Origin of the sequence: Thioclava sp. F34-6, assembly GCF_002213235.1 — a bacterium.
GTDB lineage: Bacteria > Pseudomonadota > Alphaproteobacteria > Rhodobacterales > Rhodobacteraceae > Thioclava > Thioclava nitratireducens.
The window spans coordinates 18,737-31,744 of sequence record NZ_NBOA01000011.1 but is presented as its reverse complement, the minus strand read 5'-3'; the positions used below and the strand labels follow the sequence as shown (position 1 = coordinate 31,744).

At 58.9% G+C, this 13,008-nt stretch carries 9 protein-coding genes and 3 pseudogenes; 9 read left to right on the top strand and 3 right to left on the bottom strand.

What is annotated here, in order from left to right:
* Window positions 1-130: 130 nt before the first annotated feature.
* On the bottom strand, window positions 131-844 hold the full coding sequence (locus tag B6V72_RS17970) for a uroporphyrinogen-III synthase (protein WP_088736248.1): 714 nt from the start codon (window positions 842-844) through the stop codon (window positions 131-133).
* 1,402 nt (window positions 845-2,246) lie between these two features.
* Here B6V72_RS17970 and B6V72_RS17960 point away from each other — a divergent pair.
* The 7 genes and pseudogenes from B6V72_RS17960 to B6V72_RS17930 form a co-directional block, all read left to right on the top strand.
* On the top strand, window positions 2,247-2,981 hold the full coding sequence (locus B6V72_RS17960) for a 16S rRNA pseudouridine(516) synthase (RefSeq protein ID WP_088736246.1): 735 nt from the start codon (window positions 2,247-2,249) through the stop codon (window positions 2,979-2,981).
* A 145-nt stretch (window positions 2,982-3,126) separates the two neighbouring features.
* Window positions 3,127-3,871: pseudogene (locus B6V72_RS17955) on the top strand (IS5 family transposase).
* Window positions 3,872-4,346: 475 nt separating this feature from the next.
* On the top strand, window positions 4,347-4,661 hold the full coding sequence (locus tag B6V72_RS19515; RefSeq protein ID WP_346394599.1) for a DUF1127 domain-containing protein: 315 nt from the start codon (window positions 4,347-4,349) through the stop codon (window positions 4,659-4,661).
* Window positions 4,662-5,268: 607 nt separating this feature from the next.
* Complete coding sequence (locus B6V72_RS17940; RefSeq protein ID WP_088736243.1) at window positions 5,269-5,736, top strand: hypothetical protein; 468 nt, start codon at window positions 5,269-5,271, stop codon at window positions 5,734-5,736.
* Between the two features lie 83 nt (window positions 5,737-5,819).
* Window positions 5,820-6,263: a nucleoside diphosphate kinase regulator gene (gene rnk, locus B6V72_RS17935; protein WP_088736242.1), complete on the top strand. Its 444-nt coding sequence runs from the start codon at window positions 5,820-5,822 to the stop codon at window positions 6,261-6,263.
* 370 nt (window positions 6,264-6,633) lie between these two features.
* Window positions 6,634-6,921, top strand: coding sequence for a hypothetical protein (locus tag B6V72_RS19045; RefSeq protein ID WP_146194474.1), 288 nt, complete (start codon window positions 6,634-6,636; stop codon window positions 6,919-6,921).
* Window positions 6,922-6,981: 60 nt separating this feature from the next.
* Window positions 6,982-7,903 (top strand): annotated as a pseudogene (locus tag B6V72_RS17930) (IS3 family transposase); the annotation flags it as partial.
* Window positions 7,904-8,181: 278 nt separating this feature from the next.
* On the opposite strand, the gene B6V72_RS17925 reads toward B6V72_RS17930, so the two are convergent.
* Window positions 8,182-9,201: an IS110 family transposase gene (locus B6V72_RS17925; RefSeq protein WP_088736241.1), complete on the bottom strand. Its 1,020-nt coding sequence runs from the start codon at window positions 9,199-9,201 to the stop codon at window positions 8,182-8,184.
* Between the two features lie 70 nt (window positions 9,202-9,271).
* On the opposite strand from B6V72_RS17925, the pseudogene B6V72_RS19440 reads away from it, so the two are divergent.
* Window positions 9,272-9,571, top strand: a pseudogene (locus B6V72_RS19440) (transposase); the annotation flags it as partial.
* Window positions 9,572-10,785: 1,214 nt separating this feature from the next.
* On the top strand, window positions 10,786-11,628 hold the full coding sequence (locus B6V72_RS17910; protein WP_088736251.1) for a LysR family transcriptional regulator: 843 nt from the start codon (window positions 10,786-10,788) through the stop codon (window positions 11,626-11,628).
* 358 nt (window positions 11,629-11,986) lie between these two features.
* Here the strand turns inward: B6V72_RS17910 and B6V72_RS17905 are convergent, their stop codons facing one another.
* Complete coding sequence (locus tag B6V72_RS17905; RefSeq protein ID WP_075777504.1) at window positions 11,987-13,000, bottom strand: nitronate monooxygenase; 1,014 nt, start codon at window positions 12,998-13,000, stop codon at window positions 11,987-11,989.
* Window positions 13,001-13,008: the final 8 nt, after the last annotated feature.

The following is a 13,008-nucleotide window of genomic DNA, read 5'->3' as shown; positions in this document are numbered from 1 at the left end:
CAATTCGCCGCTCTGGCCGCATAAGTCAGTATGTCCAGTGGCTTCGCCGGCACGACGTCAAAGTTTGCGACAAAACCCAGCCGATCACTCCATTCACGAAAACCCTGGCTATCCGGCGGGGGTGGAAAGCTCACTTCGTAGGGCAAATAAGGTCAATGATGGAATCGTTTGACGGCGCCGCCGCCACTTGAATCTCTTTCCACTGGTTCCATTTCAGGCCGCTTGCCACCTTGTCGGAAAGCACTGCCGCGGTCGCGGAACCCAAGCAATCTGAAAGCCCGGACGAATGGCATAGTTCCGTGAAGAAATCTGCGGTCCGGTAGGACATGAAAATGACGCACTTGATACTCCGCCTGCTTATCAAGTCCTGAGTTGCTTCAGACAGGGTCTGCGCGGGTTCGGCTTTGTAGACGACGACACGTCGAGCCTTGTAGCCCCGACAGACTAGATCTTGCGCGATGTCTGCGGTAACGTTCTGTCCACTCAGGTAGGTGATCGTCCCATCCGTTGGCCTGACTTCTTTCAGGATGAGATGGAGAAGGCTTTTTGCGTCACCGTCTGCTTGAAAGGTCCGCGAGAATCCCGCCTGGCGTAGCGGCGCAGCCGTTCCCGCCCCAACGGCATAGATCGGTGTGGTCGTCTTCAGAAAGCCCGCGTTGACGATATACAAAGATGCAAAGGTGGACGTAACAACGAAAATATCGGCTCCGCGGAACGCGTCTGTGTTCGGGCCTGCCGAAGACACGTTCAAGATCGGTTCAACTGAAACCTTGCATCCTCTTTGTTCCAGACAAGGCCGCATGAGTTCGGCTTGGAAGGATGGTCGCGTGAGCAGAACATGCATGCAGAGTGCGCCTTTCTTTCGGATATTTTCGCTCCACGGGCACTTGGTAACACCAGACCTCTGGTGCCCGGTGCTCCTGTGTTCTGATCATGCCAGCAATCGCGAAGAACGCCAATGAACGAGGTGTCACAGGCCCGCCGATAGTGCGACGTCGAAGTCGATCTGATTGACACAACCAATTTGACTGCCTAATTCTGGAGGTATGTTGGAACATGCAGATCATTATCGTTTTCTTCTGCTGAACCGCCCGCTTCCCCGGGCGGTCTAGGCGCGTTTACGCCTGCTGCACCCCCGGGGCCTCCTCAAGTTTCAATGATGAGCACGCGGCCGCGATGGCCATGGGGGAAGTCATGTCCAATATCCACGAACTTCGGTTTTCTACTTTTGAGAAACGGCTTAACGGTCAAAAATGGCCTCGCGAGTGTTCGCTAGTTCCAGAAACTGACTATAACAGGCTGAAGGCATATCAGAAGCAATGCGATGAGCCACAAGACCGTGCTGAGATTATGCTATCATATATTATTCGACACAAGTTGATGACACTGAAACCGGTCAAGAACCTTTACGCAGCGCATATGGTAACGAACGGTCGTCAATTCCAATACGTTATTGACCAAGGTCCGGTTCAGGATGGCTTGCTCGTCCATCGGGCTCGATGGGGGCAGGGCACGAGGGGCATACCTGCATATTCGATCTTGGGCGTAACCCTCATCGGGATGTTGGTCGGTCAACGTGCGCCCTTGCTGTGCGAAAATGGAGCTATTCGATCCGTTACGGTTTCGCGCGTAATCCAGGCAATCTGAAATCTCCTGACAGACCTGACCCAGACCGACGGGGCCGTCTGCTTCCCGCGCGGCTGCATTTTTTCACATAAGGAGCGGCCACCATGGCACCGCAAGAACTTACACAGTAGCGTAGTCGTCGGACACAAAATCCGAAGATTATCATCAGTGCCGATGATCTTGACCATCTGGAAGCGCTGGCAGAAGGCGGGATAGCGCGCAAAGCCGATCCGGCGGAGCGTGCTGGAAGACCTTGGCCGCGAAAATCCTGCGTACGGCGAAGTTCGCCGGCGAATGTGGCCGCGATCGGAAACAGGGTCACGTATACTGATGAATTATCTGGGAGATAAAGAACCGTGACGCTTGTCTATCCCGAGGATGCAGATATCGCGCAGGCAAGATTTCCGTCATGACGCCGATCGGGGTAGCGCTTCTTGAATCGCCCGAAGGCACATCGTTTCATTAGGACACCCGTGCGGAACAGCGCAGAACGTTAACCATTGAAATCGGTCCCGTAACCTCTCGGAAATAGCGAATCCTGACTGTCGCTCTGTCGTCTCTGGCAGGGAGAGAGCGTTTGTTTCACTCTGCACTGAATATGGTCCACAAGGGAACCGGATATGTCAAAGGTTTCAACTACACGCGTCGACAAGCTCTTGTCTTCGATGGGCTATGGCACACGCAAGGACATCGCGCAGTTGGCACGCTATGGTGGTATTGTCTTCGACCAGGAAGAGATATTGGACGCCGCCGTTCGCATCCCTATCAGTGCGGATCTGCCAAGCCGTATGAATGTCGCGGGAAAGGCGCTCGATCCGCTTGCAGGCATGGTCGTTTTGATGAACAAACCTGTAGGGGTAACCTGTTCGCACAAGGAGGCGGGCGCACTTGTCTATGACATCTTGCCCGCACGTTGGCGGCGCCGCGATCCCGCGATTTCAACCATTGGCCGTTTGGATAAACAAACATCAGGCCTGCTGCTGCTGACCGATGATGGTAACCTTCTGCACCGGATCAGCAGCCCAAAAAATCAGATCAGCAAGGCCTATCGCGCCATACTAGCACGTCCACTCGACGGTAAAGAAATAGCACTGTTTGCGTCGGGTACTCTCACGCTCAAGGGCGAAGACAAACCGCTGGCGCCAGCGGTGCTGGAAATCATATCGGATAACGAAGCCCTGATTACCGTGACGGAAGGCCGATACCATCAGGTTCGCCGTATGTTCGCCGCTGCGGGCAATTTCGTCGAAACCCTTCGACGTGAACGTCTGGGCAATCTTTGCCTGCCAGACAGCCTCGACCCCGGGGAGTGGAGGCTGCTTGGCAAAGAAGAGATCGCCCTGGTCTTCCGATAGTTTCCTGATTGGCTCAGATCACCCCACGCATACGCATCGCTTCGGCAACCTGCATGAAACCGGCGATGTTGGCGCGTAGGACATAGGGTCGACCCATTAATCGGCTTGCGACTACCTTGCCGGCGTAATTCACGCTGCCTGACAGATGAGGGCATGCAACCTTTTCTGGCTGAGCGACGAGCTGATGGCGAGGCTGCGGCCGTTCTTTTCAAAGAGCCATGGCAAACCGCGGGTCGATGATCGGCAGGTCTTGAGCGGTTTAGTCTTTATCAATCGTAATGAATTGCGTTGGTCCGATGCGCCGCCAGAGTATGGCCCGCCGAAGAGCCTCTACTACCGATGGAAGCGCTGGAGCGACATTGGTGTTTTCGCCCGGATGATGGAGGGGCTTGCTTCCGAGGCCGCCGACCGAAAGACAGTGATGATCGACGCCACCTATCCCAAGGCGCACCGCACGGCTTCGAGCCAGCGTTTGAAAAAGGGGGCGTGGCAGGCTGATTGCGCGGAAGAAGGGTGGCATGAACACCAAGTTGCAAACCGTCACGGACGCGAACCGCCGCCCGATCAAGTTCTTCATGACAGCGGGCTAGGTCAGCGACTACACCGGTGTGGCGGCCCTGCTGAGTAGCCTGCCCGAGGCCGAATGGCTGTTGGCCGACTGGTATCGTGAAGCCTTGCAGGACAAGGGCATCAAGCCCTGCATCCCGGGCCGGAAATCCCGAGGCATGCCCGTCAAATATGACAAGCGCCGCTAAAAGCGGCGCAACCGTATCGAGATCATGTTCGGCAAGCTCAAGGACTGGCGCCGCGTTGCGACCCGCTACGACAGGTGCCCGAAGGTCTTTCTGTCCGCCGTAGCCCTCGCCGCAACTGTCATCTTCCAGCTTTGAAAATTAACGATTCTGGAGCCTATGCAACAAATGAATTCTGTCAATTGTCCCTACCAGGGTGCGGCGAAGTGGCACCACTATGAGAGTTGGTTCTCACTGCTGCGCGACAATCGAACCGAGGTCAGCGATCTCCGTTGGCGGGGCATCATCCGTGAGCCTCGTCCGCCTCTGATGGCGTCAGTGCCAGAAAGTCGCAGACTGCGTCTTCCTCTTGATAAACACACGTGGAATGCCGATATCTCAGTCATGACCGTGTTCCGTCTTCATACGAGGTTCCTGCTAAACGCAGGAAACACACTGAACCGCCGGTAGCCCCCGGGCGGGATCAGGCCGCTTGCCGGTCCGCGCCTCGGGGTCTTCTCGATCTCTTACAGATCAGTCGAAGTGGCAAACGCGCCAATCTGGCCGGAAGATCACGCCTGTGCGGGTCGCCCGGCTGACGTGGTGCGTGCGTCTCGGTTCAGTTTTTTCCGTCATGGAGCATGACATGCACCCCCACGTCTTCAAATCCAATACCCATCACTTCCCACCCCCTCGAGCGGCCAGTCCGCGCAAACGCAAACCCGGAGCATTTCGACGTTGGCTCCGGACCACATTTCTCCAATGGCAACGCCGGAAGATGATCGAAACTCTTCGAGGCATGGACGATCGCCTGCTGCGCGACATCGGGATTGATCGCAGTGATATCCCGCGCGTCGTCAATGGTCTCATGGATCGTGAACTGAGCATGCGTCCATTTTCTTCGAATGTGCAGGTCGATGCGCGGTGGCGCGGCGGCCGAGCGGCATAGTCGGGCCAATTCTCGAGAACCCGCACCACGGTACTACCGTGGTGCGCAGCCTTCGCCGTGTAGTGGCTCTCCATTCAAAGATGAAAAGGAGTGACAAAATGATGATTTGCAAGGCAGATTTCGAAGAACTGTTTCCGGAGCTTTTCAGGCCAAGTGACATGGAGAGGTCGGTCGCTGAGCCGAGCGCCAAATGCCTGGCGCGGTGGGAAGACGATGGTGGTCGCACGACATCGACAAACATCATCCCGCTGCCACACCGCCGGCCGATGCAGGAAGCTCGACGTGGCTTAAACTTCGAGGTGCGTAGTAGGTGACCCCCTGACGTCGAAGTCCGCCTCGTGGGCCTCGTCAACAATTCGCCTTCTTCACCTTTGCGGGATCTGTGCATCCTTGTCCGTTCCAATACCCGCCCGGTCTCGAAGATTGACGGGGTGCTCCCAAAGACTAAGGTCTCCGCATGGTCACGCACGAAAACCTTTTTCGGTTTCTGCTTCTGAACCGCCCGGGTCCCCGGGCGGTCTGCGCATAAGCGCGTCTTCGACCACCCGGGGTTTTCTCACATCCTTGCATCTGAGAACGCGGGCTTTACCGCTCCGGGAGACATATCATGACCATTACCAGGATCACCCACCTGCCTACCGGCAGTGACTTTCGATCGCTCTTTGAACGCTCCGCTGTCGAGACAGGCTTTCTTCTAACTGTCGACGACCGGCTCGGTATTGAGCGCCTGCTCCGCCATCGCGGAACCAGGAATTCGCCAAACCCACCTCTTCTAAATGGGCTGCTGCGCCACAAGCTGCGGATCTCGCGCGGAACTCCCGAGCCGGCCTCGCCTGATCTCGTCGTGGCGGGATCCCATGTCACCTACATGATCAGTGGTGAGGGCGCTCGCAGCGGCGTGCTTTCCATGAATCCCGTACTGGTCCCGGGACATATCCTCGTTGCTTCATTGCTTGGAGCCACCCTGATCGGAATGCGAAAGCTGCAGAAGGTTCCGCTCCTGCGGGACGACGGTCAGATCGGAGTCGTTGTCGTGCTGGATGTGCGTCCGACTCCGGACCACGCCGCGGCCTGATGCTTTGATCCGTCCATGACGGGTCGGGGACTAAGACCACCCATAACTCACTCACACCACAAGCAGATTCAAAGGAAACCACTATGAGCAAACAACGCTCCACCTCTTCCGGCACCGGCCGGAGGCCCAGGGTAGTCATAAGCGCCGACTGCCTGGGAAGGCTCGAGGCACTTGCCGAGGGCGCGATCCAGCGTAATCCGGACCTTGCCGACCGGCTGCTCGGCGAAATCGGCCAGGCTCGTATCGTTCCGGCGTCGAAACTCCCGAAGAACGTGGTAGCGATCGGTCGTGCGGTCACATATCGCGACGAAACGACCGGCCAGGAAAAAACTGTAGCGCTAGTCTATCCCGAAGACGCCGACATCGCATGCGGGCGGATCTCGATCCTGACACCGATCGGGGTTGCCCTGATCGGACTGGCAGAGGGCGCATCGCTCCACTGGGATACCAGGGATGGAAAGCGGCGGGTTCTTACCGTGCTCCACGTCGCGTCCCAGGATGCCCCCGAAGGTCTGGAGGCACAATGAACGGACATTCCCTGGGCGCTGCCGAAGCCCATGCTCTGCCCGGAAGGAGCCGCTCGATGCGCTGACGAAGCCACGCCACTCCTTCCGGGATATCGGCAATCGCCGCTTCGGCGTCTTTTCTTCCTGTTGAAAGAGGGGCTCATGAATCGTCACCTTCCGCTTGCCTGCCCGTCCTGCAAGGCGTCGCTTCCCCGGGCTGCCGCCCATCGGTGTCCCAGCTGTCGGCACATTCTCGGGGGCAATACCCCCACTATCCGAATTGCCTGTCGTCTTTGTGGCTCCGCCGTCGAGCGACATGCCGGCGCTGCCGTGACCTGCCTCCTGTGCCGGTCTCGCCGACCATCGCGGCACCAGAAACAGGGCTACTGACATGAGACTTCTCTCTTATCTCCGTCGGCTGATGTGGCCTTCCGTTCTGCTTCTTGTCGCCGCCGGTCTGGTATTCTTCGACCAGGTTCTTGAGCGGATACGATTATGGGAAGCAATCGCGCAACGTCCCGCCACTCAAGGCCGATTTTGTCCCATGTCGTTCCTGACGATGGATGATGTCAACTATTTCGACGGGCTGATCGTCATCTACGAACTGAGCAATGTCGCGCTAATGCACGAGATTTATATCGAAAACTATCTCGCTTCGACGGAAAAATACGGCGTGTGACCTGCCACGGGATTTTTCCTCCACCATCGATTAGAGTCCGACCCAACTTGAGGACGGACAATGAAGCGAACGAGATTCACGGACGAGCAGATCATCGGCATCCTGGCCGAACACGAGGCAGGCGCGAAGTGCGCGGACTTGTGCCGCAAGCACGGCATGTCGGAAGGGACCTTCTATAACTGGAAGGCGAAGTTCGGCGGCATGACGGTGCCGGAGGCAAAGCGGTTGAAGACGCTCGAAGACGAGAACGCCAAGCTGAAGAAGCTGCTGGCCGAGCAGATGCTGGACCTGGCGGCGATGAAGGAACTGGTTTCAAAAAAGTGGTAACGCCTGCCTTGAAGCGCGAGGCGGTCGCGCATCTGAAGGCCCAGTTCGGGCTCTCGGAACGGCGGGCGTGCCGGATTGCCGGGGCGGATCGCAAGATGGTCCGCTACCAGACGCAGCGTGCGCCGGACACGGTGCTGCGCGGGCGGTTGCGGGAGCTGGCCAACGAGCGTCGGCGGTTCGGCTATCGGCGGCTCTTCGTGCTGCTGCGGCGCGAGGGAGAAGCCTCGGGGATCAACCGGATCTACCGGCTCTACCGCGAAGAAGGCCTGACGGTGCGCAAACGAAAGGCACGGCGCAAGGCTATCGGGACGCGAGCCCCGATCCTGGTCGAGGCGCGGCCCAATGCCCGCTGGTCGCTGGGTTTCGCTACGCGGACCTTCGGTTCGTCCACGACCAGTTCGCCAGCGGCCAGCGCTTCCGAGTGCTCAACGTGGTCGACGATGTTACCCGGGAGTGCCTCGCCGCCATCCCGGACACTTCGATTTCGGGGCGCCGGGTGGCGCGCGAACTGACGGCTCTGATCGAGCGCCGCGGCAAGCCGGGAATGATCGTCAGCGACAACGGCACGGAACTGACCTCGAATGCCATCCTGCGGTGGTGTTCCGAGCACCGGATCGAATGGCACTACATCGCGCCGGGCAAGCCGATGCGAGACACGGTTTCGTGGAGAGTTTCATGTATAGACGGCCCCGCGGGCGCAAGTGTTTTGAACGTGATCTTCATCGACCGGTGCGTTCATGTATTCGGCCTGTTCCCGCAGCCTTATACATGACTGCTGGCCCTGATGGTGTCCGCGGATCGAGGCCTCATCAACGGGACGCGTTTTGGCGCGCTTAAAACTCTTTGGGCTTTCTCGATCCTCAGCTCTGCCGATTTGCCATCACGCTGTTATTGCACTTGTGCCATCTCATTGTTCGTTAGTTTGTTGATCCTTCACGGCTGAGCGCTCCGGAACACTTCTCCGGTAGAGAGCATCGCCCATATCGTCCGCGCCAGCTTGTTTGCGACCGCGACAGCAACAACCATGGGTCGGCGCCGCTCCAGCAAAGCCTCGATCCACGGACCATCTACGCGGGAGCGGGCCTTTGGATACCGCACCACAGTGCGCGCTCCCAGGACCAGCAGATGGCGAAGATACCGGTCACCTTGTTTGGTGATTCCACCGAGCCTGTGTTTGCCCCCCGATGAGTTTTGTCGCGGCGTCAGTCCAAGCCAGGCAGCAAACTCCCGCCCTGATCGAAACGCCGAGGGGTCTGGGATAGTCGCTGCAAAGGCCGTCGCGGTAATCGGCCCGATCCCCGGTATGGTCGCAAGCAAGCGACAGATAGAATTGGTTTTGTGGATCTCCGCCAACCGGATGTCTATACTATCGATCTGCCGATTCAGCGCATCCAGTTGCCCGACGAGAGCATCCAAAGCGAAGTACGCATCCTCCGGTAGATCCTCTCGTAGCTCGTCCAGCTTTGCGACGAGGGCATCGACCCGGTGCCTACCCTGTGGGACGATAACTCCATACTCAGCCAAATGCGCCCGGAAAGCACAAGCTGCCATCGTTCTCTGTCGGACCAGAAGCCCTCGGGCTCTGTGCAGCATCAGAAATGCCTGATCTTCGCGCGATTTGATCGGGACAAAGCGCATGTTGGGACGGGTAACCGCTTCACAAATGGCAGCCGCATCAGTGGCGTCATTCTTCGCGCCCCGTCGCACGAAGGGTTTTACGTAACCTGGAGGAATGAGACGAACGTCATGGCCGACCCTCTGCAACTGCCGAGCCCAGTTGTGGGCAGTTGCACACGCCTCAATGCCAATCAGGCAAAGGGGTAGTGATTCGAAGTAAGGCATAAGCTCACGACGCGTAAGTCGCTTGCTGTCGAGCGTTCTGCCGGACGCGTCGGCGACATGGACGTGAAACACGTTCTTGGCCAGATCAAGGCCCACGGTAGCTGGGTTCATGGGAATGCTCCTTCTGCAAAGTAGGACCAGTATACGGTCCCTTCTCAGGAGCGGGGCCGTCTTCCCCATCAACGGGCGGATGCGGGACGAGTTGCTCAACGAGACCATGTTCCGCAATCTGGCCCATGCGCGGATCGTGATCGCCGCCTGGGCTGCCGACTACAATACCGAACGCCCGCACTCGGCCTTGGACTACCAGACACCGGCTGACTACGCGCGGGCCCTGACCTCCGCAATCGCCCGCCCCGCTGCGCGAAATGCTGGATTCGCGATCGTCTCGATTGTACGCTCGATCATAACGCGTAGTTTGCCAAGGGCTAATGGGATGAACTGCCTTCCCACCAACCTGCTGCTATCATTGCGGGCGTAGGTGGAGAGATGAGCATCTGATGGACATCAAGGTTGGGTCGGAGTCTAATCGATGGTCGAGGTTAAGTCCCGTGGAAGATATTTCGTTCTCGATCAGGCCACCTATTCCACATCACGGATATAAAGAGCACCGCTATGAAACACGGAGCTTTTGCTAGGGGCTTCTTCGTTATTTCTGTAGACATTTGATCAGCGCTGCTATGGTCAAAACCACCAATACCAGAATTAGAAGGCCGAAAAGCCAACCGATCACCATTTCGAAACTCATTTCATTTTCCATGTCACTCGAGTCCACTGTTTCGTTCTCATGATCGTCGGTCGACGCGCGGGGACGCACCCGGCTATTCGGGACTGACGTCGGCGGGGCGCACTAATCTGGTGCGAACTCCACCGCGAATGAGGGCGGAGACGAGAATATCCCGATGCCGCGCCCGTCGTTGTCTTCCATCACGCTGGGATCTCTCGAACGGCTTTTTGGTGTGCGGTCAGCACAGCGGATGAAATACGCGGTGCCTCGAGTGAGAGCCGGCGTCACAGTTCGAGCGTGCGTCGAATGGCACCCACTCCCCACAGCAGCAGGCCAGTGGTTAGCGCGCTGATCCCAACGCTGTGCGCCCATGGCCCCGCAATGCCCGTGTCGCCGAAGGTGAAGAGGGTGATTCCGGCCAACGAAAGCCCGAGCCCAGCCATGAGGCGACACTCTCCCGGGGTCGGGCACGGCCTTCGCCCGTCATTGCTCTCATCCTTCGGCGCGGCGGGTTCGCTCCCCGTCACGCTGTTCGCTCCGTTCAAATCGCTGTTTCTCATGGCCTTACGAACCTCCTTTCGAGACACTCTTTCAGCGCGACGTCAGTCGCATAGATCCACAACGCGGGTCGGGCGGGCGGCGAATTCTGACCAATTCGCGGCTTCGAAGGCTGCCCACCGGTCCGGGGCGTGTCGGAGCCTGCGGCGGAGTTCGAGGCTCGGCGCAGATTTCGGACTCGTCAGGCCCCGGCAACTTCTCCCACGCCACGCATTGCGGCCAGACGCGATCCACGAGAGGCTGTCGACTGCCGGAAACCCCTCCGGCCCGGTAAGCTCGTCTAATTCATATGCCGGTGATCTTCCGGTTGTCCGCGAGATGCGCGGGTTCAAGTGTCGCGCGATTCATCATATTGGGAAAGCGAATATAAATGCGATATGATATTTGAAAATACGATGCATGGGGCCTCTATGAACATTGAACATGCCCGAACTTTCCTTGCCGTCGCTGATACCGGCAGCTTCGTCGCGGCCGCCGAAAGGCTTCACGTTACCCAGTCAACCGTGAGCGCCCGCATCCGGACACTCGAAGATCAGTTAGGCACCAGACTTTTCACTCGCAACAAGGCCGGCGCGGCGCTGACTGCGGGCGGTGGCCGGTTCTTGAAGCATGCAGCGCAGATGGTGCGAGCCCTCGAACGCGCGCGGCACGACGTCGGCCTGCCTGGACAATTCCGCGCGCGTGTCGTCATCGGGGCTCGCTTCGGCCTGTGGGAAGGGCTGATGATGCACTGGTTCGCCAATATCCAGCGGTCCCATCCTAGGGTTTCGTTTCATTCCGAAATCGGCTTCGAGCCGGAACTGATGCAGGCGCTGGTCGACGGGCGGATGGATATCGGAGTTATGTTCACCCCGCAGCGCCGGCCGATGCTCGAGCTCCTACCATTGCTTACTGAACAGCTGGTGCTTGTCTCCACCGAACCGACCGCTAGCATGCAGCCTGACGGCTATATCCATGTCGAGTGGGGCCCGGAATTCGACAATCAGTTCCGCGCTGGCTTTCCGGAGTTTCCCGGTCCTGCACTCTCGGCCAATATCGCCTGGCTCGGCCTTCAATATCTCAAGTTCAATGGAGGCAGCGGCTATTTTCCCCGGCGTCTGGTCGAACACCAGATCGATAGCGGCGCCCTGTTCCCGGTGCCCGGTGCGCCGGTGTTCGAATTGCCGGCGTGGATCGTGATCCGCGAGGATCGCAACAAAGCGCTTGTTGATCCGATGGTCCAGAGTTTGATGGCTGGCCTTGATGCGCCTTGATCTGCGATCAATTTCCGCTCTTGTCCTTTCCCAGCGGCCTGTCGCTCGCGTTCGGTATCCTGCTGGAACATTCCCGATCGGTCACCTCGCGTTCGGGCTCGCTGCGTAGTGCTTTCGCGGGATCGAAAAAACTCCTTCCGGCAAGGTTTCGTCCGCCCTTTGGTCGATCGAACCGAGTATGTCTGTCAGAGGCTTCATGCCGCGACCGAGGGTCCATAACTGATCGTTAGACGACCATCCACGCGGGAAGCAGTCGCGCCAGTTCTCTGACCGGCGCGCAAAGCGAGGTGGTGAGCAAAAGCAACCTTGGCAGCTGAGCTCTTAAATTCGTCGTTCACGGCTTCGACTTAAAAGCACGTCAAAACGGGTGTTCCAAGAGATGACGGGCCTGCGCGACCATGCCGTCCAGACGTGCGGCGGCCGTGGGGACATCGTTGAGCGCACCCACACCCTGACCCGCATAGAGTGCCATCGCCTCCAAGTCGCCGGTCGTGGTTCGCAGCGGCGAATCCGTGCTGAAGCGCAGGCGCGGCTGCTCGCCGTCGCGGGCGATGGCCTCGCGCGGAAGACTGTCAGGGTCGTGGCCGAGGTAATGTCCGTCCAGGCTCTCGGTCACGCTATTGGCGATCACCCGCACCGCAGCGCCCTTGGGCCAATTCAGAACGAAAACATCGGTCAGAACCGTGTGGTCGCCGGTGGCCTCCGTGATTCGGGATTTGTGATAGGGATGAGCGAAGGATTCCTCGGTCGCCAGAAAGGCCGTGCCGCATTGCACGCCATCGGCGCCGATGGTCAACGCGGCGGCGAGGCCCTCGCCCGTTGCGATCCCTCCGGAGACGACGACCGGCAGGTCGGTCTGCGCAAGGATTTGCTCGGCCAGCCCGAAAGCCGGGTGTCGTCCATGCACGTGACCGCCCGCCTCGACGCCCTGCGCGATGATCACATCCGCTCCGGCCTCTTCGGCGATCCGCGCGGCCTCGACCGTGCCGACCTGATGCAGAACAAGGCAACCGGCACGTTTCACGCGGGCCACCACGTCAGGCATCACGTCCCAGAAAAAGCTGAAGGCCGGCACGCCAAGATCGAGACAGCAGGCGATCTGCGCATCGAGCAGCGCTGGTTCGGTCGCCGCGGGGATCAAGTTGACGGCAAAAGGTCGGTCAGTCGCGTCCCGCAGCGCAGTAACCTCTGCGGCGATCAGGGCTGGGTCTTCGCGCACCATGCCCAAAATCCCGTAACCGCCCGCATTGGCCACGGCGGCGGCCAGTTCCCAGCGGGAAACGCCGCCCATCCCGGCCAGCAGAACTGGCTGGGCGCACCCCAGCAGGTCGCAAAGCGGTGTGTGCAGCGGGTTTATTGGCTGGTCCGTCATGCTTGCTC

Bases quoted from the DNA above. Each gene is read 5' to 3' on its own strand.
- B6V72_RS17970 (WP_088736248.1), bottom strand. From the start codon at position 844: ATGCATGTTCTGCTCACGCGACCATCCTTCCAAGCCGAACTCATGCGG.
- B6V72_RS17960 (WP_088736246.1), top strand. From the start codon at position 2,247: ATGTCAAAGGTTTCAACTACACGCGTCGACAAGCTCTTGTCTTCGATG.
- B6V72_RS19515 (WP_346394599.1), top strand. From the start codon at position 4,347: ATGGAGCATGACATGCACCCCCACGTCTTCAAATCCAATACCCATCAC.
- B6V72_RS17940 (WP_088736243.1), top strand. From the start codon at position 5,269: ATGACCATTACCAGGATCACCCACCTGCCTACCGGCAGTGACTTTCGA.
- rnk (WP_088736242.1), top strand. From the start codon at position 5,820: ATGAGCAAACAACGCTCCACCTCTTCCGGCACCGGCCGGAGGCCCAGG.
- B6V72_RS19045 (WP_146194474.1), top strand. From the start codon at position 6,634: ATGAGACTTCTCTCTTATCTCCGTCGGCTGATGTGGCCTTCCGTTCTG.
- B6V72_RS17925 (WP_088736241.1), bottom strand. From the start codon at position 9,201: ATGAACCCAGCTACCGTGGGCCTTGATCTGGCCAAGAACGTGTTTCAC.
- B6V72_RS17910 (WP_088736251.1), top strand. From the start codon at position 10,786: ATGAACATTGAACATGCCCGAACTTTCCTTGCCGTCGCTGATACCGGC.
- B6V72_RS17905 (WP_075777504.1), bottom strand. From the start codon at position 13,000: ATGACGGACCAGCCAATAAACCCGCTGCACACACCGCTTTGCGACCTG.